The organism is Paenibacillus sp. USHLN196 (assembly GCF_037144955.1).
GTDB lineage: Bacteria > Bacillota > Bacilli > Paenibacillales > Paenibacillaceae > Paenibacillus > Paenibacillus xylanexedens_C.
The window spans coordinates 115,472-138,221 of sequence record NZ_JBBCYH010000006.1; the positions used below are offsets into that span (position 1 = coordinate 115,472).

At 44.4% G+C, this 22,750-nt stretch carries 11 protein-coding genes; all 11 read right to left on the reverse strand.

Annotation, left to right across the window (positions count from 1 at the left end; all coding sequences use genetic code 11):
* Nucleotides 1-20: 20 nt before the first annotated feature.
* Nucleotides 21-2,744: a stalk domain-containing protein gene (locus WFI24_RS16310; protein WP_336762425.1), complete on the reverse strand. Its 2,724-nt coding sequence runs from the start codon at nt 2,742-2,744 to the stop codon at nt 21-23.
* Between the two features lie 326 nt (nt 2,745-3,070).
* On the reverse strand, nt 3,071-6,781 hold the full coding sequence (locus WFI24_RS16315) for a SwmB domain-containing protein (protein ID WP_336762427.1): 3,711 nt from the start codon (nt 6,779-6,781) through the stop codon (nt 3,071-3,073).
* A gap of 192 nt (nt 6,782-6,973) precedes the next feature.
* Nucleotides 6,974-8,176, reverse strand: coding sequence for a methionine adenosyltransferase (gene metK / locus WFI24_RS16320; RefSeq protein WP_336762429.1), 1,203 nt, complete (start codon nt 8,174-8,176; stop codon nt 6,974-6,976).
* Nucleotides 8,177-8,431: 255 nt separating this feature from the next.
* The gene (locus tag WFI24_RS16325; RefSeq protein WP_017691962.1) at nt 8,432-8,704 is read right to left on the reverse strand and encodes an alpha/beta-type small acid-soluble spore protein; all 273 of its coding nucleotides are present in this window, start codon (nt 8,702-8,704) and stop codon (nt 8,432-8,434) included.
* 148 nt (nt 8,705-8,852) lie between these two features.
* Nucleotides 8,853-9,419, reverse strand: coding sequence for a hypothetical protein (locus WFI24_RS16330; RefSeq protein ID WP_336762432.1), 567 nt, complete (start codon nt 9,417-9,419; stop codon nt 8,853-8,855).
* A gap of 140 nt (nt 9,420-9,559) precedes the next feature.
* Nucleotides 9,560-12,157, reverse strand: a complete 2,598-nt coding sequence (locus WFI24_RS16335) for a hypothetical protein (RefSeq protein ID WP_336762434.1) — start codon at nt 12,155-12,157, stop codon at nt 9,560-9,562.
* A 195-nt stretch (nt 12,158-12,352) separates the two neighbouring features.
* On the reverse strand, nt 12,353-15,271 hold the full coding sequence (locus tag WFI24_RS16340; protein ID WP_336762436.1) for an S-layer homology domain-containing protein: 2,919 nt from the start codon (nt 15,269-15,271) through the stop codon (nt 12,353-12,355).
* Between the two features lie 587 nt (nt 15,272-15,858).
* On the reverse strand, nt 15,859-16,200 hold the full coding sequence (locus WFI24_RS16345; RefSeq protein WP_076332560.1) for a hypothetical protein: 342 nt from the start codon (nt 16,198-16,200) through the stop codon (nt 15,859-15,861).
* A gap of 205 nt (nt 16,201-16,405) precedes the next feature.
* Nucleotides 16,406-20,314 carry an S-layer homology domain-containing protein gene (locus tag WFI24_RS16350; RefSeq protein ID WP_336762439.1) on the reverse strand — a complete coding sequence of 1,303 codons (3,909 nt, stop codon included), beginning with the start codon at nt 20,312-20,314 and terminating at the stop codon, nt 16,406-16,408.
* 165 nt (nt 20,315-20,479) lie between these two features.
* Nucleotides 20,480-21,607, reverse strand: coding sequence for a glycosyltransferase family 4 protein (locus WFI24_RS16355; RefSeq protein WP_336762441.1), 1,128 nt, complete (start codon nt 21,605-21,607; stop codon nt 20,480-20,482).
* Between the two features lie 378 nt (nt 21,608-21,985).
* A complete protein-coding gene (locus WFI24_RS16360) occupies nt 21,986-22,744 on the reverse strand; it encodes a WecB/TagA/CpsF family glycosyltransferase (protein ID WP_336762443.1) in 759 nt (252 codons plus the stop codon).
* Nucleotides 22,745-22,750 lie beyond the last annotated feature (6 nt).

Consider the following 22,750-nt stretch of genomic DNA (forward strand, 5'->3'; position numbering starts at 1 on the left):
CCGGTATATATCATACCATATCACGATGAGATGGTAACGGTCTTCGTTTTCTGTTCCCATTTTACAGTCAGACCAAGTTGCTCGGAAACGAGTCTAAGTGGGACCAAAGTCCTACCACCCGTTACGTATGGTGCAACAGTTGCGCTCTGTCTTTTACCATTCAGAATGAATTCTTTCTGCCCTACCACCAGATCAATCAGCTTGCCACCACGTAATACCGTGATCCGCTGATTTTTGCTATCCCAGCTTGCCTGACCACCAAAAGCATCCAAAACATGTTTGATTGGCACATACGTGGTACCATTTTTCAGGACCGGTGCTGCATCAATGGCTTTTTTCGTTCCATTCACCGTCATTGATTTCTGTCCAAGCACAAGCGAAGCTGTACCCGTAGGTAATCCGACTTCACTGGACTTGGAAGGCATCGTGAAGGCGATGTTGTCAAAAGCAACCGTACCTGATTTCGCACGCTCATCCTGACCTTCTTCCACATTCACCACATAGACCCGCTTCAGCTTCGCCGGATAGGCGATGTTCAGTCCGTTCAGGTCCACGCTCAGCTTCTTCCACCCGTTCCAGTCAATCGCCTTGGCGAGATCGGCATATACCGTTTTGCCATTGGCATCCGTGAATTCGGCACGCAGCCAGTTCAGGCTCTTATCTCCCATAACATCCATCGACATCGATGTAGCTGCAGCAGATACCTCTCTACCGGTAGAGCCATTCAGTTGTGCATAAGCATACATTTTGCCTGTTCCAGCAGTCATATCATAACCGAGTTGCAGTACATTGGAGCCGGCTTTCTCATCTGTTCCTGCTGTAACGGTTGCCGTACCCGTTACACCCGCTGCGTTCGTCGTGAAGTTGATCGGATAATTCACATTCTCGAAGTTCTCCCAGATCGTTTCGCTGGCAGATGCCGAGAGTACTACGACTGTGCTGTAACCATCATAACGTCCAATCGCATATCCCACTTGTGCACCGGAATTGACGGAAGATACCGTTAATTGGTCAGCAGTCACTTTACCTTTGAAGCCGATAAATTCCCATGTCAGCGAGTCCGCCGGAACCGTAACACTTTGTCCGCTCTTCGTCGTAGCCGTTACCGGAATGGACATCGTTGCGGCCGCTTTGAGCGAACCGAGGCCCGATCCTGCTGTCAGGGAAGCCAATTCACTTCCACCCAGTACCGATACTTTAATGGAGGATGAAGCTCCATTGCTCGTTGCCGTCAGGGTTGCTGTACCCGGCTTCACGCCTTTAATCGTGCCGTTGCTGACACTCACAATGCCGTTGTTGCTGGACTTCCAGGACATGCTGATATCGCCTGTTGCGATTGGGTTATAGTAGGTGTCATATCCTTTGGCTGTGTACTTGCCCTCTTGTCCCACCAGCAACGTTTGGCTGCCGCTCACGGCAAAGCCCTTCAGTTTACCTGCCGGAGCCGTAGAGAACACACCCAGCGTGTTTACAACCTGACGTTGCTCGGTGCCATACTCTGTGTTGAACGTCAGACCCGCGGTCTGCTCACCTAACGGACGTGTTACCATCGTTGTGGAGCCGCCTCCGTCCAGGTTCATGCCTTTCCAGACACCCACACTGGTCATAAAGGATTGCAGTTCCGTCAGCGACATCCCGCTGCTGTTACTGTTTTTCTCCGCTGCAATGATGTAGACATACCGACCATCCTGGGAGTATCCTACTGCCGTTCTTGCACGAATGCCACCGATGCCGGAAGATGCGATATCACGGGAAAAGGATGCTGCCTTTCCACCGTTCACAAGAATCGTATGACCACCAATCATCATCTCCAGGTTACTTGGATCAACCGATTGCCCGGTTGTTTTAGCTTTCAGTTTGTAATCCGCATCCAAGGTTTGCCCAACAGATAAATGGCTCATGATCCATGTCGCCGCTGTTCCATGCGCACGCAAAATGTACCCATCCTTCGGCACCGTCATGTTTAACGCTTTTTTATCCGAGATTTGGGTAATTACTCCGTTCTGCACGAGAACCTCTGTCGGCGTTGTGGAAGGGTCATTTGGGCGTTTGGTGGACGTCCATTCCGGTGTATAAATATACATCGAATTGGCATGGCTATATTTTACCGCCCCCGACTCTACCGTATAATCCTCTTTATTTATCCCACGCAAAGCGAAGGTTGAACCATCCTGCGCCTTCACAGTTCCGTCAAAGGAATACTCATCGATCATCGGTTTGCCATCCTTGGTCACCGTGAGGGCATACATGCCCGACAGTTCGGAAGGTGTGGAGACCAGTACGCCATCTGAGACCTGTCCACCAATGGGGGCGAGCTCCCCGGAAACATTGAAGTAATCCCCATTCACAGCAGCTACTGCACCATTTTCCTTAGCCATGGCACCTGTGCTCTGTTTGCTGTTCAGATTACCGCCCTTGCCTGTCATCACATCCAGCTTCACATAGGGGTTCTGCAGATCCACCTGGATTACATCCGCCAGTACGTTGACCTTGGAACCGGAACGTGTTGTTGTATATCTGTATTTCATGAGCTTCGCACCCGAAGTCAGAATTTCTTCACTCAACTTGCTTGTATTCGTAGATGCTGCTGCGGCCACCGATTGCCACGAAGTACCTGACCACATCTGCCCGCCTGCACTCATCACCGGCGCAATCCAGATAACACCCGCCAGCGTCACAATCGCCCATTTCTTCACCTTACTGCCCTTAACGTCTTCCAGCTGTTTCCCATGTTTCCCCAGCATGTTTGAAACGTCTCTCCCATCTTGTATATCAATCTTAGACATCACGAACACTGCCAAGTAGGCAGCAGATAGCGAGATCTCTAGTATACTCTTCTATTAATAGACTGCTTTTTGTGGAAAAAGTTACGTTTGTCCCCTATATTAGCACGCATAGATTATGAAAATAGCACACTTTCATATCTCGGATGTCATTTTCCATTCATTCATATGATGTTCATATAAAAAGAAGCACATCAGCTTGAGTAATTGGGCTGATGTGCTTCTAAGTTGGAATATATCTACATGTACTGGAGAATACGTTACCTCAAAAGTTGAACAAATTATTTTTACAGATAACCGATTTGATTCAGCATACGTTTCAACATCACTGCTGCCTGTTCTCTGGTCGCTCTATCCAAAGGCTTGAATTCCTTATTATCCGTCCCTTGAATAAGGCCTGTCTGTACTGCTTTGGCAACAAGATCCGGGGATTTAATCTTTTTATGGTCCTTGAATTTGGCCAAGATATTCTCGACTGACAATTGAAGAGTTGGTGATTGCCCCGCGTAGTTCATTGCTTTAACTAACATAATCGCCATTTGTTCACGGGTAATCAGATTGTTGGGCTGGAACTTCCCTTTACCAACGCCCTGAATAATCCCCGCCTCGACTGCAGCACCGATATACCCATTCGTTGTGCTGTTCTTGCCTAGATCACTGAATTGTGCAGCAGCCGCGTTTCTTTTCAGTCCTAGCCCTTTCGCAACAAGTTCAGCAAACTCCGCACGGGTGATTTTACTTTTCGTATTGTATTTCGCAAGATTATCCGCTGTAATAATCCATTTCGAAGCTAATTCCGTTACAGCATCACGTGCCCAATCGGGTGTGCTCGGGAAGCTAACCAGATGTGTAATTGGCGCGACAACCTGATTACCATTGAGCATTCCTCGTGCAACAATCCCTGTTGACGTGGTTCTATACGCAGTAGGGATGTACGATAATGACTGTGAATTGGGATCAACCGCTGTCAAGCTTGTTAGTGTAGTAGACGTATTGCCAGGAAGTTTGATTGAATACTGGCTTCTAATATTTTGTTCCACACTTTTCCCTGTATTCCCGTTGAAGAGTGTAATGTAAGCCTCTGTTGCATCCCCCAGACTCTGAGCATTGGTTCTGGATAACATGTAATCCATAGCACCTGAAGATAGTCTCGGAACAGTTTCCATCTGTACATATAGTGTCGCTGTACCTGGAGCCGTTGTGATTCCTGCACTTTGTCCCATAGACACCAGTTTCAAATCAGCGAGAGGCACACTCCATATACTGTCTTTATATTTGACCCCAATCGTACCCGTGCGATACCTGGAAGCGATTTGGGATAGCTTATGGAATGGAATTCCAACGTATGCCGTCTCATTACTTGCCGGTACCTCGAACAATATAGGTTGATTTAATTTATAATTTGCAGAAGCGTATTCGAATGCTTGAACAAGCTTTGTCTCATCGATCGTATACTGCTGCGTTGTACGATTATTATGTGAGGGCGTACTCTTGGCAGAAGCTACATCCGTGCTCATGACCAGAAGTGCTTGACCAAATCCAGAATCAACCGCACTCCACTCGGTCAGCCACGCTGGGCGCCCTACTGCTGTAGTATCTGTGGGATTAGTGATTGTGCTCTCCTGAAGTGTCAACGGACCAAATGCCCCTACCTCAGTATTCAGCGCATCTCTAAGCGACACTAATCCAGGTGTGTAGGTAATCGTACCTGTCTGTCCAGCCGGCACAGATTCGGACAGTTTCAAGGTAACCACTGGTCCTGTCACCGAGGCGGAATTCACCGGAATGGTCTTGCTACCAATCAATACTTTGAACTGAGCAGGTGTTAATAACGGCTCAGTTTTTAAAGCGTTTCGGAAGTTAACCTGTATTGTGTCCCCTTGTAAAATACCTGACAAGATCGTTCCGTTGCCATAAGTATGTGTCACAGGAACAAGATCCAGCAGAGCTGCTTGATTACCAGCTAAGTCTGTCAGACGATAAGCCCCTGGAACATAAGAAAGGGTTACGATCTGTGCACTTGTTACGGGTGAAGCAAGCGTCAGTGTCACAAGATCGTCCTCGATGTCTACATTGTTAACAAATACGGCTTTGCCATCTACCAATACGGAATACTGATTGTTCAAAGGTTTGTTCAATCGACTTAATTGCTCATTATAGTAGATCCATAATTTATTGCTGTTAATCTCAGCCTTCTGGAATTCAGGTGGCTTCGTATCATTGCTATTGCGCACATAAAACCCACTGAAACCAGCAAGTGTCTGACCACGACTATCTTTAATAGGCTGTTCACCCGGTTGATAGGATACACGGACAACTTCACCATTAGATATCGAACGACTGAGATTCAATGTAACAAGTGAACTGTTATTGGTCGACATGCTGCTGACACCCACAGCCGATCCATCTGCAGTAACACTGAATTGTTTATATGCATCACTTGAGTTAATATACACCGTCTCAGGATAATAGAGATTAATTGTATTTGTATACGCTATACCTTCACGCGGCTTGGACATGATGGAATCCAGACCATTCTCCACGTCTCTCGCAGAGAATGCCGGAGCTGCATTAAGTGACAAGTCCTGAATTTTGCGTATCCCGGTTGCTGGTGTATAAGCGATTCTCACTACCTGTCCTACCGCTACTCCCGTATCGAGTACAACATACACACTATCCCCTGACACGTAGGATGAGCTGACATTCCGATTCTCGCCATTAACCGTAACTGCGAAACTTGACGTTAACGGATCAAGGGTTGAAAGTAACTCGTCATACGTCAGTCGGATGATCGTATTACTGTACATTTTTACTGTCTTAAGTACAGGCGCGGTTGTATCAACCGACAACGTTCTGAACGTCCATGCCGTAGCTCCATTCAATCCAGTGAACAGATTTCCGGATCTATCACGAAATACATTAGCAGGAATATCAATAGTATACGTTGTGTTACTCGTCAGACTTGTTTGCGGAATGATGCGCAACTGACGGTTGTTGGAACTGTTTATGATTGTTGTAGCATTAACCGTTCCACCATTGATATTTTCCAGCGTGGCTTGAGCCGTGTAATTGGTATCCAGTTCTTTGTTGAACGTTAGGGTCAACTCACCTGACAGCCCCACACCTGTTGCCCCATTCGTTGGAGACAAGGAGGTCACAGTTAATGCTGTAGGGTCGGAGAGCACAGTGAATCCCCAGTCTATTCGTTGTATTGCGGACGTGTCGTTCCCATTTGCATCACGTAAGAAACCTGCTGGTACAGCTATGTATATCGTGCTGTTATTTGGCCAATTTCTAGCCGGATCAATCGTAACCGTTGTTTGGGAAGTATTAAAGCTGATCTGTGTTGAATTGGCATCAATCTCCTCATATAAAGTACTTCCCTGATAGATCTGCAGCTTGCCATTACCTCTGGACATCGCTCGATCGTAGGTAAGCACGATATTAGCAGACGGTGACACGCCTGTAGCAGCCGTTTGCGGTGACCGGTTTAACAGTCTGGCTGGATTAGCTGCAGCAACATGGAATACCCATTCCCTATTTAATCCTGCAAAAGGTTGATTATTCTCATAGGCAAAAGATTGACTGCCAATAGAAACATAGAAGCTACCGCCTGGCAGAGCTGAGGCTGGTCTAATTTCTACCAATTTCCCTAGACTCGCATCAGCATCGATATTGTCTGGTTTGACGCTTACTGCCGGACTATTCACTTCAATCTCTGTAACGATGGAGCTATCGGAGATTCGATGGATGGTGATTTTATCTGTAGTACCCTCAACCTTCTTTACTGGGTTATCGAATTCAATCTTGAGTGGCACAGAACCGTCCACCTGAGTAGCATTTAACAAAGGAAGCGTCGCACTAATTCCTTTCCCAGCCAATTCGTCTGCTGCATATGCAGGCTCCATACCTACCCATCCGGTCAACCAGCCTTGTGCAACTAACATCACAACCATAAGACTAACCAATCCCTTACGGGCCATTTTTTTCACAAACACCCAACCTTCCCCCTTATCTCAATTTCCTAATTGTCTGATATACAGACCTCTATATTTATGTCGGTCAGAGAGTGATTTTCAATTAATAAAATGGAAATGTATGGTTTTTTATTTTGTAAAAAGATGCAAAAAACCCCTGATTCCATATCGGAATCAAGGGCTTCAAGAGAAGATCAATATACCGTTAGCTAATTACAAACCTGCTTGAGTTTTCAAAAGGTCTACTTTGTCCACTTGCTCCCAAGGTACATCCAGGTCTGTACGGCCGAAGTGACCGTAAGCAGCGGTTTGTTTGTAGATTGGGCGACGCAGATCCAGCATACGGATGATGCCAGCCGGACGAAGATCGAAGTTGTTGCGCACAAGCTCAACCAATTTCTCTTCGCTGACTTTGCCAGTTCCGTATGTATCCACGTTGATCGATACCGGGTTGGCTACACCAATCGCGTAAGCGAGCTGGATTTCCACTTTGTCTGCAAGACCTGCAGCTACAAGGTTTTTCGCTACGTAACGAGCGGCATATGCTGCGGAGCGGTCTACTTTTGTCGGATCTTTACCAGAGAACGCGCCACCGCCGTGACGTGCATAACCGCCGTAGGTATCTACGATGATTTTACGTCCAGTAAGGCCTGCATCTCCCTGAGGTCCGCCAATAACGAAACGTCCTGTTGGGTTGATGAAATATTTAGTCTGCTCATCCAGCAAGTCAGCTGGAACGACGGGCAGAATTACATGTTCTTTGATGTCTTTTTGAATCTGCGCAAGTAGAGTCTCTTCAGCGTGCTGAGTAGACACAACAATTGTATCCACGCGTACCGGCTTGTCACCGTCGTATTCAATCGTTACTTGCGTTTTACCATCTGGACGAAGATATTCCAATGTACCGTTCTTACGCACTTCCGCCAGACGGCGTGCGATACGGTGGGATAATGCAATTGGCAAAGGCATAAGTTCAGGTGTTTCGTTCGTTGCAAAACCGAACATCAGACCTTGGTCACCTGCACCAATGTTTTCTGTTTCACGAGCGACTTGTTCCGGGTCACGGTTCTCAAGCGCTGCGTTAACGCCTTGGGCAATATCAGCAGACTGCTCATTCAGAGAAGTCAGAACTGCACAAGTGTTATAATCAAAACCGAACTTGGCACGTGTGTAGCCAATATCCTTAATTGTATTACGAACGATGGACGGAATGTCCACGTATTCAGAAGCTGAACTGATTTCACCGATGACAAGCACTAAGCCTGTGGCTACGGAAACTTCGCAAGCTACGCGAGCATTGGGGTCGTTTGCAAGAAACGCGTCCAATACGGCGTCTGAGATCTGATCGCAGATTTTATCCGGATGTCCTTCGGTTACAGACTCCGATGTAAATAGATGCCGGCCTTTAACAGACATGAAGTTTCAACCTCCCATAACTAGTAGTATGGCGATTGCCCGAACAAAACATGACAGCGATTCGTTCACTGTACCCTCGAAGCTTTCCAAAATGGAATAAGGACGCAGGGTCCGCAGTTGCGAAGATAAGGATTTTTCAGGTAATTGCCTCAAACGAAAATCAACCTTTCCCTAGTGGAAAAGGTTGCATACCTCAAATGCCATCTTAACGTATTTGTCAAGACGTGTCAAACGGATTGGGGTAAGGAAAATGCCCTATAAGTGCTGCTCTGCCTGGCGAATCAGCCTTTTGGTGATCTCTCCACCAACGGATCCATTCTCGCGGGAAGTCAGATGCCCCCACCCTTTGTATTGCCCATAGGAGTGATCACTCACTTCACCCAGTTCAGATCCAAATTCTGTATCCGCACCAGCCAACCCTCTGCCACCATAACCCACATTGAGGCCAAACTCTGCAGCAATCTCATACTTCATCTGATCCAGCATTTGACGACTTTCGGGTACAACTTTGCGATTGCTTCTAGCCATGGTTCCTGCACCTCCATTAATTGATTATCAACAGTTATAGAGTGAGCAGGAACAAGGTTGGCTAGCCGTATTAATGTTTGTTAGAACTGGGTAATCTGAGCAAATGAAATGTATGACTAATGAATAATTCCTTTAACAGCTACAAATCCTATTTCAGAGTATATCCACCACGAACCATTACGGTTAGGCTATATTTGTTTCCTTCCAATACCGTGATCCCCCGTCCATCCCTTGGAAAAGAGAGCAGGTGATTGGTCGGCGCTGCCTGTCCATTCATCAGGTCAATCCCGTCCGTCAGATCAGCTACACCATTCGTGCCTTCACTGACGATCACAGCTTTACCGCTACGTACAATGAACTCCGCGCCAGACTTCCCGATCAGCTGTTGACCCGGCTTCACCGTTACAATCTCAACGGCATCAGATGCGCCTGAGACCAGTGGAGGAAGGGAAGTGTCTCCGCCTGTGCTACCTGAGTTTCCGGTTCCAGTAGAGCCGTTATTGCTGCCAGATGAATTGCCAGAACCCGTACTAGCACCTCCACCAAGTGCTTTTTGAATCTGCTGATCTACATAACTCTTCGTTACAACCGGATCGTCTGCTGTTCCTGGCTGGCTCGTACCTGCACCGGTGGCTGTATTGCTGTATACCGACCCAACCCATACGCCAACACCAATCGCGAGCGCAGCGAGGGATACTTTCATATAAGGTTTCATGTGAATCAATTTCCTCCTCTGGTAATCTATTAACTTTAACTATAGAGAAAAAATAGGGATGCCACAAGCAAAACCTCGTTTCCATTGGGATGGAAACGAGGTTTTGTGAACAATTCTAACGATTACTCGTATCTATGGATTTATCTCAAATCGAGGGGTTCTTCTTTTGGAAGTTTGGTCACGTCATATCCATAACCCTGCTCTGCAAGACGAATACGTTGCCCCTGGAATTGATCATCTACACTTAAGCGATATGAACCGCCACGCATTTTCTCGAAGAAACTGTCCTCAATGCTCCAGCTTAGCGTCTGGTTGGTTCCCACTTTCAGATCGGTGCCCAAAGTCAGTTCTTTCTCATATGATTTACCGGCTTGATCCGTCAGTGTGAGAATTAACTTGTGCTCGTTCTCACCCATCTCGATCTCTTCATTGCGAGTCAAGCTATAGTTCATCTCTACTTGTACAGACGTACTGCCTGCAAGATATGCCCGTACACTATTAGCTGTCCAAGAGTATGGATAGAGATCAATATTGGTTAGCGAACCTTGAACACTAATGGAAGTTGGCGGCACTTCGAATGCCAGAGCATTCACATAAGCAGTTGCTTCCCCTTCACCGGTTACAAACTTGCTGTCTGCAATGCCTTCACCCACAATTAGGCGCAGGTCTGAGAAGGTAACGGACTTCGGAATCTTAGCCCAGAACGTAACAATCGACTTTTGGCCCGGTCCAGGCAGACGCTCTGCTTGCTTCGCAGTTGCTCTATAATACTGGCCATCTGATGTTTTGAAGTAACCTACCAGTTTGCCAAGACCACTTTGACGCAGTGATTTGTTCGTCATTTCGAATTCGGTATATACGATGTCCGATGACGTTCCCGGATAACGAATCGTTCTCCGCACACCCATTTCGGTCTCTTTATCAGCAGTACCCGATGTGTATGTCTTACCACTTCCAACATAAGATACAGGCGGAATTAATCCAGACGTATTTAAAGTAATCCACTCATTCGTCTCTTCTTCACTAACTTTCTCGTTCAGACTAAGTTCCAGACGAGATATACGTATTTCAGAAGGAATCTTGGTCAACAGGTAAGCTTCGGTTGTCATGCCGGCTCCAAGTAGCTTGCCACTTTGTGTGTAGATTAGCTTCTTGTCACCTTCAATCTGAGCAGAATCAATCATAAACATTGCTTCAAGCTCAGGAAGTTGAACCGTTTTGTTACCTGCATTACGAATGGTCACTTTTGCGGCAATAATATCACTATCAAGCCACGGCAACCGCTGTAACGATCCAAAAGACACACCAAATGTACCTTTGTTATTCTTAATGACCGTTTCGGTCATCAATCCATCTCCACTGGATACCGATTCAGGAATCCCATAGACACCTACAGGATAGGAGAAGACAAATCCATTCGTTGGAGAAGGTGTTGTGGATTCTGTGCTTTCATTTTTGTCTACCGGACTCATCACATACAGCTTGATCTTGCTTGTATCACCCTCACCCTGAAGGGTTGCACTGAACTTAATTGTCTTGATATCGCCTGGGTTCAACTTCAGTGTATCCAATGCTTTGGTTTCAATCGGATAGACTGTTCCATCTGTATTCCGTACCTCGAAGTTATACGTCGGCACCTTAATGGCTTTCTTGCCTTCATTCTTGAGCTTCATTTGAAGGTTAAGACTATACTCACCATCATCGATTCGGACTTTAGCGGATTCAAGTAATGTGGACAGTCGTTGTCCTTCAACTGAAATAATATTCGGTTGATTGGCAACTACTTCTACATTCGTCTTGCTAGCCTCCGGCAATTGCAATGCAGCAACAGGCAGAACACTTTTTTCTTCACCCTGTTCCTCTACAAGCAACAACTCAGACTTTTGCAGCTTCACTGACGTAGGGAGAGATGTCATCAGACTGAGGGCCTTATTAGCTTGAGCCTGGATACTGACACTCGTGCTGTCTTTATCCGGAGTTAAAGGATAGTTCGTACCACTTGGCGTACGCAAAATCCATTTGATATTCGGATTTTCAAGCAATTTATAACTGATATTGTTTAAATTCACACCAATTTTCACATACTGATTCTTATCTTCACCTGGAAACACTTTAATGCCAGATACTTTCACCTTCACCGCAGAGTCGCTTAGACGAACCGTCTTTGGTTTCCCTACAGGTGTGGTGATGCTATAGGATGCGGGCACGTTAAACTTACCCAACGTACGTTCATAGTTAGCTTGACTGAAATCCCATTTCACGATGAGGAAGTTCAGATCACTGAGTTTCACCTCGCGACCCACTTTCATGACATAGGTCAACTCAACTGTTGATCCAGGCGCGACTGTTTTCTTTTCCTGATCTTTTGCGATCAGTTTGGGCGAGAACGATGTTCCACCCTTGGTTTTCACTTTGCTCCAGTAATCGAGCATCATCATTGGGGTGTTGTCATTGTTCTTGTAAGATAATGTATACGTAATCACATTGCCATCGTCCTGCGCCAAGATATTTACATCTGTTAACCTTACGGAACTTCGTGCAGTCACTTTAACAGCCGATAGGTTACCGAGTGTATGTACAACCTTCTTCGTTGTTGTTGTCGTTTTCTTCGATGTACTACTATTTGAACTGGTGGCAGACGTTTTATTGGTTGTGCTCGCTGCCATGGCAATGCCAGCTGTTGAACTGATCAACAAGACACTCGCGAGCAAGCTAACAAACATTTTCTTTTGATTCACTTCCAAACCTCCCATAAGTTGCTTGTTGCTATTATAGTATAAACGTTTGAGAAGAGGAGAAAGTTACGATGTTGTTGGTATTTTATCTTCTTAAGTGAACCAATATATATAATAAAATGATTCACAATATATTTTCATGAAAATAAAAAAACTATCCCAACATTATATGTTGGGATAGTTTGAAAAAATTTAAGATTAGTTCGCTCTTACACTTGCATAGAAGTTTTCAGCAGCATTATTAGCTTCGTCAGTTACGAACGAACCAGTGCTGTTGTTAACCAGTTCAACTTCTACCAATTGACCAGCATTAACTGCTTTATCAAGTGTCAAAGTCAGAGTGCTAGCACTTGCAGCAACAGCTGTTACATTTACTTCAGTTCCATCTACATTTACAACGTAAGCAGCTGGTGTAAAGTTAGATTTCACATTTTCAGTAAATTTCAATGTAACTGTGTTACCAGTTGCATTGATTGCATTTGCTTCATCTTTATTGAATACTGGTTTGATACCATCTTGTACAGCCGTAGCAGGCAAAAATGCCAGTTTGCGGCCAACAGAATCAGTAGAAGTGATATCCTCTTTAGCTACAGTTCCCAAAGTCAAAGCAGGCTTATGATTAATCGCTTTGTCGTCCACGAACGTGAACTCAATAACTGATTTACCGTCTACTACTGATTGGTTCGTGATATTGAACTGAGAGTTGTTGAATCCACTAAATACGAAGTCAGCTTTGTTCACGAAAGTCAATTCGCCGTCAAATTTCACTTCAACTTTGTTTTGAGCTTTTGCGTATACATCTTTTGTAACTACTGCAACGTTAGATTCAGTTTGACTACCGAATTTTACAGTGTTTCCGTTTACGAAGTTACCATTCGCATCAGCTACGTTAACTACACGCAAAGCTGTAGCAGTAGTCAAATCTTTCACATCGTCTTTAGATACAGTCAACAATACTGTGTTAGCATTGAACAATTGAGCTGTAGTAGAAGATGTAGGGAATGGTTTGTAAACTGAACCAGTCACAACATAGTCATACTTGTTAACATCGAGTGCATTACCGTTGCCGGAAGTTGCTACTGGTCTGTTAAATTGTACAAATACTTGGTACTCGTTATTTGCTGCATCATCATTGAACCATGCAGCGTTTGCTTCCAATGCACCAGCTTGCGTAAGAACAAACGGTACGGATTGAGGAATAATTGTGTTACCTACAGCTGCTTGGTCACGAACACCGGAAACTTCCAGTGTGTAGTTACCAGCTGGCAATGTACCACCAACAGATGTCAGCACGACTTTGCTTTCTACAATTTTTCCATCTTTATCTTTACCATATTGAGGTGCAACAGAAGGATTACCTTTAGTAGTGAAACCTTTGCCAGTGTAGATCTTACCAGCAGAATCTTTCAATACATAATTTTCTGTTTTGTTGTAATCAGCAGTACTGATTTTTTCAGAGAATTCAACAGTCAATTCTGTTTTTCCATCAACTGTTTTAGATGTAACAGCTGATACTGTTGGACGAACTGTGTCCAGCTCAGGAGTTACTGTGGAGCTACGATCAGCAGTATTGTTGCTGTAGTCTGTAACACCTTGCAAGTATACTGTGGACTCACCCAGACCCAGACGGTTAGGTTCAGAGAAGTTCAGAGTTACTTCGTTATCCTTGATGGATACCGTTGCACTCTTGTTGCTGGAAGTTTGGTAAGCACTGGATACCGATTTCACTGGCTCGTTGAATGTTACAACTACTTTTCTGAGGTCAGAAGTTGTTACTTTAGTGATCTCAGGAGCAGCTTTATCTTCAGCGATTGTGAATTTAGATTCAGCAGTTGATGCGCTAAATCCAGCGAAGTCTTTCACTCCGGATACTGTCAAAGTGTGCTCTCCAACTGGAAGATCAGTTGTGATGAAAGCAATGTTAGGGTAAGTGTATTTAACAAACCCGGAAATTACTTTACCGTTCACTTTGTAGTTAGCCAGGTTTCCAGCAGTTGCACTTGTTACTGGCTCAGAGAACTCAACGCGCAATGCTTTTGTTCCCAGACCTTGAACAGATTTCACTTCTGGCAATTGTGTATCTACTGCAGTGAATTTAACTGTCTCATCGAAAGTTTTAGTCGCTGTAGCGTTTTTAACACCTTTAACTACCAAGTTTGTATCTCTTTGTTGTGGCAGGTTACCTGTATTTTCGCTTACAAGAAGTGTTACTGTTTTCTTGTCAGCAGACAATTTTGCAGATTCAAACGTACGGCCGCTAACAGTGTAGTTTGCAGTGTTTTCAGCTGTAGTGGAATCTACTTCGCCATCGAATTTCACAACGAGTTCTTTGTAGTTTGTAGCTGTAGCACCTTCGATTTTAGTTGCTGCAGTTACTACATAAGTAACTTTCTCAGTGAATTCTTTATCTTTGTAAGTGAATTTCACTTCAGTTTCTTTGTTAGCTTCAAGAGCTTTGTCCAAAGTTACTTTTACAGTTTCGCCGTCGCTGATTTTGAACTCAACTACTTTACCAGCTTCGGATACTGTGTAAGATTCAACTTTAATGCTTTGAGCTTGATCGATGGAGTAAGCTGCACCTACCAACAATTCACGGGAAGCATTTCCGCTGAAGTTAGCGTTAGCGTCGATCAGACCTGCGTTGATCGCTGCTTGAACATAACCTTTAGCCCATGCTGCTGCATTGTTGTTAGTTTCAGTTGGGATTTCAAGATCAAGTGCACGAGTCAAGATTGTAGCCATTTCAGCCACTGTCACTTTACCGTTGAAGTCAAAGATTTTTTTCTCTACGTTTTTACCTTCCATGATACCCGCAGCAGTTACTGCTTCGATGTAAGGTACAGCCCAGTTTTTAGCTGTGTAGTTTTTGTCAGTGTAAGAAAGAGTTCCAGTGATCTCTTTCAGACCGAGCAATTTAGTGATAACTTTTGCGAACTCAGCGCGAGTCATCTCTTTGTCCAGACCAGCTGTGCCATCTGGGTAACCATTGAAGATACCTTTTGCTTTCAATGCATCAAACTGTTGTTGTGGTGTTACTGCTGTGTCACCGAATGCTACAGATGCAAACATTGAGAATGCCATTGCTGTAGACAGTGCTACGGATAAAATTTTCTTCATAACCTTTTTGTCTCCTCCTTGGGCGTTCATAACATTGGAATTTTCTTTAATAGGGTCGCTCGTATTCCTCATTCTATTGTCGCACCCCCTTTCCAGAGTTATGAGCAAGTTAATATAAATGATGTCTGTGAGCATATCACAGAAACTTGTAAACAAGAATAAATGATAGAATCATACGTAAATAGAGTAGTTTCCTAATCCTACCTTACGTATTATACAATGGGTCTCTCGTGCCGTAAAGCAATTTTTTCTAATAAATAGACAAAATTCTTCACGAGGTCATTCTTGGTAAGTTCCCCAATGTTTTTGACTCTACATCTTAAACGCAGCAGATTTCAAAAAGTTGCGGATTCCTTAAAAAAAGTTTTGAACTTATTTATGTATTGATGCAGTGCGGGTATTTAACGGTTCAAAACCTTTAATGCAGCTGTATTTATGACGCCCCCTTTGAAATCACCCTGTGTAGGAAATGATGTGAACGTTTATTTATACCCGTTATTTTCCACGATGAAGCGACAAATTCTACAATAAAGAAAATAAAAAAGAGGGCCCTTTAGGGCACCTCTTCTTGGATCAGTAACTATAACTTAGCGAATCTTCATTGCCAGCTCAATAATCTGAGCACGCATATTCGGATCACTGTTCAATCTCAGATACATATCGTCAATTGGCTGTCTGTTCTCCCGGTATGTCTTCTCATGCTTCATCGTGGTGTGAGACCATTCAATCAATTCATTCTCGGCCAGAACCAGACTGTTATACGCATCATGGAAACCAGTGGACTGTACAAGTCCTTCCATCACTTCCTGAGAGATCTCCTCAGTCTTACGTGTATCTTCCAACTTTTTCTCAAGAATGACTGCCTGCTTCTCGAACTGTGTCTTTGCCTTCATGTAACCCAATTGGGCTCTCGAATAAATCGGTTTCATTAGCTTACTTCACCCTCTAGATCATTGTGTATTTACCGCTATTGTATCTTAATCTCTAGCAAATTACAAAAATAGTTATTGGTAAAAAACAGATTCCTTCTATTATAAATGAATTCTATACAAGCTGGTTTACAGTCATAAAAAGAACCTGTCCCAGTTAGTAAAAGGGACAGGTCCTTCCTAAAATTATCTCAACTATGCTAGATTAGCTCAATGTTTTAGGGAATAACTTCGTGCTCTTCTTAAGCAGTTCTACAGCAATTTTGGCCGCTTCAGCACGAGTCAAGTTTCCTTTTGGATTAAACTGGTACATCGTTTTGGTAGATCCTGTGACCTGCACAGGGCTACCTTCCATGATTTTCGCTTTGGTTACAGCCTGTACTGATGGACGAGCATAGTACTCAATGGAAGTGGAATCCTGGAACGATTTCGCTAAAGCTGCAGATAATTTGCTGTCGTTGGCCGCAAGCTTGCTACTCAATGCCCGTGCAATCATCACAGCTGCCTGTTCACGTGTAATTGAATCTTCTACTCCAAAATACCCGTCGCTCAAACCTGTTACAATACCTGCTCTCGCTGCTGTCTCAATGGAAGCATAATCCCACGTATCGCTCTTGGTCGTAGGAGACACGTCGGTAAAGGTTTGTATATTGGTATAGTTTAACGGGATATCCAGACCTTTAACTAACAGTGTTGCAAATTCTCCGCGTGTCGTCTGGTCATCTGCACCAAACGCGTTGAACCGCAGATTGTTCATGATCCCTTTGGAGTACAATGCATTGAGCAGATTTCTTGCCCATGGGTGATTCGTGATGTCCTGATAGCTTTTACTTTGCTTCATGACTTTGTAATAACCAAATTCGTCAAAGGAAACCGTAACCGTATGTTTCTTCGTATCTACTACTCCACCAACCGGAACCCATTCACCAATGTTGGTTTTGTCTGTATAACGGAATACCGTAATCGTTGAACCCACTTCATCAACTATGGTGGGATCATACGCAAGCGTTAACGTTCCCCGGTTAGAAGGAACCAAGACACGTTCTGTTGGATATTGCGTAAAGCTTCCTTCCAGCGAGTATGGTGTCACACCATCTGTTCCAGGCTTGTATCCACTCGATCCTTTATCTCCAAGCTCACCAATTCCGCCGTTGATCCAGTACGTCTCCGAGATCGGCACAAAGTTACTTGTAGTCAGATTCGAGTTAAACAACTCTGTCAAAATGGTTGGCACCGTGATTGGTGTCAATCCTCCCGTACTGCGAGGATCAGCCTGTCCGATATTAAAGCCATAGTCATTTTTCCGTTCAAGTACGCCATCCTTCGGATCGGCAATACCAAACAGAATTTTATTGTCTGGATAAAACTTGATTACCCCACTGCTCGATTTGGCAGCGGACTGTAATATGGTTCCTTTAGGGAACGCCAATTCAAGTTTCTTGTTAAACACCGAGTATTTATTGACAATCTTAGGTGCCATGTACTGCGCATCTGTCGCTACTGTACCTGTGTAGAATACATTGACAGTATCATTGATGGCACCGCCATCCCTAACAATCTGAATTTTAATAGCATTGCTCTTATCCTGTTTCAGTCCTACATAATCCAGAACAAAGCGATCATTCATGTCCGGACGTTTAACGGCAGGTTCTTTATTGATCAGAACTTGCGTTGCTCCTTCAGCTTCAATATCAAAGTGCACATAGTTTTTGGTAACTACGATCTGTTCTCCTACAGTTGCTACAGGAGACAGGATTCGATAGGAAGAAGGCTCTCTTACAATCTCCAGCCGTTGTGTCGTTCTTGCGCCTGTTCCGTTAATTAACTCCAACGTGTAGACGTGGCTGCCAGGTGCATCAAATACATAGTTACGAATACGAATCATAAATTCATCTTGATTTCCTGCAAAATCAAAGGTATGTCCATCCGAAGTTTGCTTATTAATATCCTGTAAGTCCGTACCTGGGATCGGATTATAACTAAAAATCAACTTTGATCCAGAGTATAAGTTGGCAATTTGCGCTCCGCCACCTTTGAATACAAGGTCATATCTCTCTTCACTCGTTACGTATTTGCCATCCCGAATCACAAAGTCTGGCGTGACTTTGAAGATTTTGTCCATTTCCTCCGTTGTGTACTTGCTCACGTCTGCATCGTAAAATTCCTGACGAGTATCTGTCGGAACAAGGGTTGGCATGAATTTATCAATATTGGATACGTTACTATCCGAGATGTAAATTCTCAATTTTTTCTCAATAATTTTGGCTTTACCAGCACCATCCTGATCAGTACCAATAATCGTGATCGTGTTCTCCCCGTATACTAGCGGTCCCTCTTTCTTAATGTCTAATGAGAATGAGAACTTGCCGTTAGTTCCTGGAAAACCAGTAACCTTGCTTTGATCGACCCCATTCACTAGCAACTGGGAAACAAATTGGTTTGAGCTCAATGTGCTGAATCCGATAAACTCGCCATCTACCTTTAAAGTATTCGTTATTCTTGAGTTAAAGTTATAGGTCTGTCCATCGTACAAGTTGGCTACATAGATATAGCTTTTAGAAGCGTAAGATACAGTAACGTCGTAATATGGATCTGGCGTTGTGTAGTAAAAGCGAATTTTCTGAGTACCATTGGCCAGATTTTTGACCAAATATACTACTTGTTTGCTTGTAAGGCCAGTAGCGGCCTTATCCGTTGCCGAAATATTAACCTTATTGGTACCTGTAGGCATGTATTGACCAATTGGTAATTCAGTACCAATGTCTTGACTCGATTCAACTAGGATATAGAAGCTATCTTTATCAATCTGTGCATTATTTAATGCGACTTTGTTCGTTACCGCTCCTCCAGCATAATCTGGAAGGTAGTACATATTCGTAATTGCCTTCACGTCAGGCGCGTAAGTAAATTTACCTTTGTAACCGGCACTGAAATTGCCATAAACGACTGCAACATCGACTGTCTGATTCTTGGCAGGTTTTGTTGGATCGGTTGTCCCGGGTTGCAATGCATATTCATTGTCTGTCTTGAATGTTACCAAACGATACTCGGGTGTAGTTCCGTCTGGACCCGGAATGATGACCTCCTTAACACCCGTCAGTATCATTGGTGTTCCATTAGCCGAAAATGTTCCCACATCCTCGAATGCACTGTTGCTGGCAGTGTAGGGCAATATTAATTGCACATCAAGCTTAACTCCGCTAGCAACCGTAGAGAACGTAGGTGTAACATCCAGTACTGATTTGCTGTCAGTATTATTCAAAATTACATTGAGCGCTGAGAACGGCTGATTTTTATCATAATAATAAACGGAACGCTCTGTAATCACAGAATCGGAACCATTCGCTATCGTGAACTTCAAATTATTCAATCCTGCATTCAACTTAAGCTGGGGTGTGAAAAACGTCCCGTTTGGTAGCAAAGGGGTATCCAGCTCTTCCCCGCCATTAAGGGAAACCGTAACTTTGGATGAATTCTGAACTTTACCTTGTACCGATACGAGCTGTGTATTTACAACAGTCTGCGATCCTTCATTCAGACCATAAGACGTGTTGGACCCAGTACTCGGATCGGTAAAAATCTTGAAGTCCTGAATAAAAGGAACCTGATCATAAAGAACATAGAACGTGTCTGAGCGTTCCACTGCACCCTGATTACCGTAAAAGGTAATTCGGTTGAAGCCCGGGAACAGTGTCAGATTGTTAGCAGAGAATTTATTGTTACCACTTGTGCTTGCAGTAACTGCAGTCGTATTCGCACGAGTAGCATCTGCTTCCCACTTCATCTTGGTGCTTCCTGCTGTCACAGGAACGGAGTTGAGCTGTTCAACCTTTACCCGCATCGTATCTTTGGATACAAACGCGTAAGCACCTGTTATCGTAAGCGTCCCTGAAGTCGTTTGGTAAGCCAAAGCCCGAGACAAAAATCTTGCATTATCTGAGTCATCCAAATTAAGATCGGCTGTATTGCTGATGGTGGTATTATCTGGTGTAAAATAAGTAGTCTGTGCGTTGGCAGCCGAAGCAACGGACCCACCGAATAGACCTTGTGGGAACAATGAGAACACCATGGTGATCAACATGATCCAGACCAACGGCCGTTTCTTTTGTTGCATTACGTATCATCTCTCCTCTTTTTAAGTCAGTTACCTTTATATATCGGCAAAAGGTTCCAATTATTTAGTAAAAGTCTCAAAATAAACAAAAAACCTTATCCACAAGGGATAAGGTTGGGTCTGGAATAATATTCAAGAATAGCTGTAACCATTACATTTATCTATTTATGATTTCGAACGGGTCTCCGGATTCAGCTTGACGCGCATGCGCATCAGGAAGTTGATAACCGGTCTTCTCGTTTTGCTGACAAGTCCGATGACTTCTGCTCCCACTTGGAGGAAGAACATCATGATACAGATGACCACGAACGTTACCCAGTTCGCTTCGAACATGGCAGCGGAAGATTGGATAATTGCCAGAACTCCGAAGAATGCGGCAATACCATAAATGATCAGTACCGTCTGACGGTGACTGAATCCAAGTTCACGCAAGCAGTGATGCAGGTGACCTTTATCCGGTGCGAAAATCGGTTTCCGCTGTACCGCACGACGGATAATCGCGAAGAAGGTATCCGAGAGCGGCACACCGATAATGATCAGCGGGGTAATGAAGGACACGATAGCAATTTGTTTGAATCCCAGCATGGACAGCATCGCCAGAGAGAAACCAAGAAATAGTGATCCGGTATCCCCCATGAAGATCTTGGCGGGGTGGAAGTTGAAGAACAGGAATCCGATAATACTACCCAGCAATACAAGACACATCAAGGCAATCATCATGTTACCCATCAGGAATGACATCACGGCAATGGTACCAATTGCAATACCAGATACACCGGCAGCCAGACCATCCAGACCATCAATCAGGTTAATCGCATTCGTTACACCAACGATCCAGAAGATCGTCAGCGGAATGGATACCCAAGCTTCGAGTGAAGAATAGGAATCCTGAAACGGAATGTTAACGAAATCTACCCGGATATTAAATCCGAATACAACGACAGAAGCAGCTACGATCTGACCAAGCAGCTTCACTTTGGCAGACAGTTCAAACCGATCATCAAGTGCTCCGATCAGTACGATAATCGATCCACCGATCAAGAACGCACTAACAAAACTCATATCCCGAGTCGTGAACCATGCCGATACAAACGGAAGCAATGCAGCAACTGTAATAATAAAGGCCAGGAATATCCCCAGACCGCCAAGACGCGGCATGATCCGTGTGTGTACTTTACGTGCATTCGGCGTATCCATGGCGCCAATGCGGACTGCGAACTTTTTGACAAGCGGTGTCAGGGCAAGAGCCAGTCCCATTGACACGATAAATCCAATGATAAAGATCGCTACCATTTGAACATTCGACCCCCAATTATAATACCTGTACGAAATTATAAATCCCCTGATCTCTTTTTATATATAAAAAAATGTTTGTTAGTCACTTTTGATGGAAAATGCCATTTGCACCAGAACGGAGAGGGCAGAAATAACCTGTAGAAGCGAAGCGTTCGCCTTTATCGCGGGATTTCAACCTTAGAAAGGTAGATAAAGAAATCCAGAGATAACAGCGATCAAAAGGTTATTCTGACATCGAAGTGGCCGTGTGCAACAACTTCCGTTTTTCATGGAGTGGCACACATCTAATCCGGAATGAATTATACGCTCATCACACCCGAAAAGCCATCCTCAATTTCTAGCAAAAACACGCATTTATCTCGCAATTACCTGTTTTTAACGGACTTTCGTCACGTTTTCTTTGTCCCGCATCACCTTAACAGCGAATTTCGGAAGCGCAAGCATCCGGCCAGCCCGGCTTGGTTCACGCAATAAGCGATAGAACCACTCCAGTCTTAGCTTTTGGAACAGGATAGGCGCACGTTTGGTTTTGCCCGAAATCACATCAAAGCTGCCGCCAACGCCCATCGTTACGGGAACCTGTAATGCATCTTTGTGCTTGTGAATCCACGGTTCTTGTGTGTCAGCCCCACGTGCTACAAACAACAGATCAGGTGACGCTTCCCGAATGGAAGCGATGACCTGTTCATCCTCAGCCGGACCAAAATAACCGTCGCGATAACCCACAATTCGAATCGCCGGATATTGCTGTTGTAACCGAACTGCCGTTTCTTGAATCACCTCAGGGGTGGAACCAAGCAGATATACGCCCCATCGATAGTTTTCTCCAACACGCAGCAATTCATGTAGAAGCTCAAATCCCGGCACTCGCTCAGCTACAGGATCTCCACAATAGTTCGCAGCCCATACGACACCTGTTCCATCAGGAACGATCAATTCCGCAGCTTGCATGACTTCCATGATTGCGGGATTTTCCAATGCAGCCATAACCATAATCGGGTTGGCTGTAATGACCTGGTGCGGCTGCTTGGACAGCACAGCTTCCTGGAGAACCTTTACCGTTTCTTTCATCGTCAGTTTGGAAAAAGGAATGCCGTAGATTGAAACGGTAGGTATTGATCCGGTCTGACTCATCTTTAT